Origin of the sequence: Microbacterium sp. K41 (assembly GCF_004794395.1) — a bacterium.
Taxonomy (GTDB): Bacteria; Actinomycetota; Actinomycetes; order Actinomycetales; family Microbacteriaceae; genus Microbacterium; species Microbacterium sufflavum.
On record NZ_SSDO01000029.1, the window covers coordinates 1 to 2,492 of the forward strand.

Annotated in this window: 3 protein-coding genes; 2 read left to right on the forward strand and 1 reads right to left on the reverse strand. The window is 71.8% G+C overall.

Annotation, left to right across the window (positions count from 1 at the left end; genetic code table 11):
- Positions 1–181 (reverse strand): winged helix-turn-helix domain-containing protein (locus DW309_RS00360; protein ID WP_240753069.1); only part of this gene is annotated, 181 nt, incomplete at its 3' end.
- 114 nt (positions 182–295) lie between these two features.
- On the opposite strand from DW309_RS00360, the gene DW309_RS00365 reads away from it, so the two are divergent.
- Together DW309_RS00365 and DW309_RS00370 are read left to right on the forward strand one after the other, a co-directional pair.
- On the forward strand, positions 296–1,405 hold the full coding sequence (locus DW309_RS00365) for a Gfo/Idh/MocA family protein (RefSeq protein WP_136044197.1): 1,110 nt from the start codon (positions 296–298) through the stop codon (positions 1,403–1,405).
- Positions 1,402–2,492, forward strand: a 1,091-nt coding sequence (locus DW309_RS00370) for a sugar ABC transporter ATP-binding protein (RefSeq protein WP_136044198.1), incomplete at its 3' end; no start/stop codon positions are given. The genes DW309_RS00365 and DW309_RS00370, both read left to right, overlap by 4 nt.

Sequence of the window (2,492 nt, forward strand, 5' to 3'; positions counted from 1 at the left end):
CCGCCGGCCGCAGGAGCCCGGCGGCGAGGAGCGCGTCGACACGGAGGGCGACCGTCGAGCGGGCGAGTCCGGTGAGCGCCGCGAGCTCGGCCTTGGTGCGCGCCTGGCCGTCGCGGAGGATCTGGAAGATCTCGCCCGTCCCCGGGGAGGGCACCGTGACCGGCCTCAGCACGTCAACCATTCGGTCAGTAAACCACAGCACTTCGGAGTGCAGACGCAGAACTTCGAATTCGGTTCGAACAACTTTTGACGAAAAGCTAGCAAAAGTCGTTCGGAATGTGTCAGACTCCCCGACATGACAACGGATGTCACAGACACCGGTCTCGGGACGATCCGAGCCGGCATCCTCGGCGGGGGATTCATGGCCCGCGTCCACCGCGCGGCAGCGCGCGACGCAGGGGGAGAGCTGCGGGCGATCGCCACCCGGTCGGCCGCGGGCGGACGCGATGCGGCCCAGGCCCTGGGGGCCGAGCGGGCGGAGGTCGACGCCGACGCCCTCCTCGACGCCGACGACATCGACGTGGTGCACATCTGCACCCCCAACGCCACGCACGCCGACCTCGCGCGCCGCGCGCTGCACGCCGGCAAGCACGTGATCTGCGAGAAGCCGCTCGCGACCACCGCGGACGACGCCCGCGAGCTCGCGGAGGCGGCCGCCGCGGCCGGCCTCATCGGCGCCGTCCCCTTCATCTACCGCTACCACCCCATGGTGCGCGAGGCCAGGGCCCGCATCGCCAGGGGAGAGGCGGGAGACCTGCTCACCCTCGACTGCTCCTACCTCCAGGACTGGATGCTGCTGCCCGGTGACGACGACTGGCGCGTGAGGTCTGAGGCAGGCGGCGCCTCGCGCGCCTTCGCCGACATCGGCTCGCACCTGTGCGACCTGATCGAGTTCGTCACGGGAGAGCGCATCCGTGCCCTCAGCGCCCGCAGCCGCCGCGTCTACGCGGAGCGCGGCGGGCACGCCGTCGACACCGAGGATCTCGTCGCCGTGCTCGTCGAGACCGGCTCCGGCGCGCTCGGCACGCTGCTCATCTCGCAGATGGCACCGGGGCGGAAGAACGCCCTCACTTTGGAGCTGCACGGCTCGCGGCAGAGCCTGCGGTTCGAGCAGGAGCGCCCGGAGGAGCTCTGGGTCGGGATGCGCGAGGAGTCCCGGCTGCTGCTGCGCGACCCCGCGACCGCCGGCGCCGATGCGGCCCGGCTGCAGCGGGTGCCAGCGGGGCATGCGATGGGCTACCAGGACGCGTTCAACGGCTTCGTGGCGGACGTGTACGCCGCGATCGGCGGGGCCCGACCGGACGGACTCCCGACCTTCGCCGACGGACACCGCTCCGCCGTGCTCACCGAGGCCGTGCTCGACTCGGCGGCGCACGACGGCCGATGGGTGGAGGTGACGGCATGACCGCCACGACGACGCAGCCCGTGCTCGCGGCGCGCGGCATCCGCAAGTCGTTCTTCGGCGTGGAGGTGCTGCACGGCGTCGACCTGGACGTGCGACCGGGTGAGGTGCACGGCCTCGTGGGCGAGAACGGTGCGGGCAAGTCCACGCTCATGAAGATCATCGCCGGAGTGCAGCCCGCCGACGAGGGCACCCTGACGTACCTCGGCGAAGAGGTGCACCACGCGCACCCGCGGCAGGCCATGGACGCGGGCATCGTGACCGTGTTCCAGGAATTCACCCTCCTGCCCGAGCGCACGGTCGCGCAGAACGTGTACCTCGGACGTGAGCCGCGCCGGGCGGGCTTCGTGGACGTGCGCGGCATGAACGCGAAGACGAGCGCACTGCTCGACGACCTCGGGGTGTCGTTCATCGACCCGCAGGCCCGCGTCGGCTCGCTCACCGTGGCCGAGCAGCAGATCGTCGAGATCGTGAAGGCCCTGTCGTTCGACGCCCGGGTCATCTCGATGGACGAGCCGACGGCGGCGCTCAGCGACCGCGAGGTCGAGCTGCTGTACGCCATCATCCGCCGGCTCACCTCGCGCGGGGTCGCGGTGCTCTACGTGTCGCACCGGCTCAAGGAGATCTTCGACCTCTGCGACCGCATCACCATCCTCAAGGACGGCGCCCTCGTGTCCACCGACGACACCGCGGCGCTCACGACCGACGAGCTCGTGCGGCGCATGGTCGGCCGCTCCATCCAGTCGTACTTCCCCGACGCGCTCGAGGGCACCGAGGTGGGGGAGCCGCGGCTCGAGCTCGACGGCTGCGGCAACGCCTACGTGGACGGGGTGTCGCTCACGCTGCGCGCCGGCGAGATCGTCGGCGTCGCCGGGCTCCAGGGCTCCGGACGCACGGAGCTCGTGGAGGGCGTGTTCGGCATCCAGGCGTTCACGCGCGGCACGATGCGCATCGACGGCGCCCCCGTGCGCATCACCGGCCCCCGGGCGGCCGTCCGTGCGGGGCTCGCGCTCGTGTCGGAGGACCGCAAGGCGCAGGGCCTCGCGCTCGGCCAGTCGGTGCCCGACAACGCCCTGCTGGTCGTGCGCAG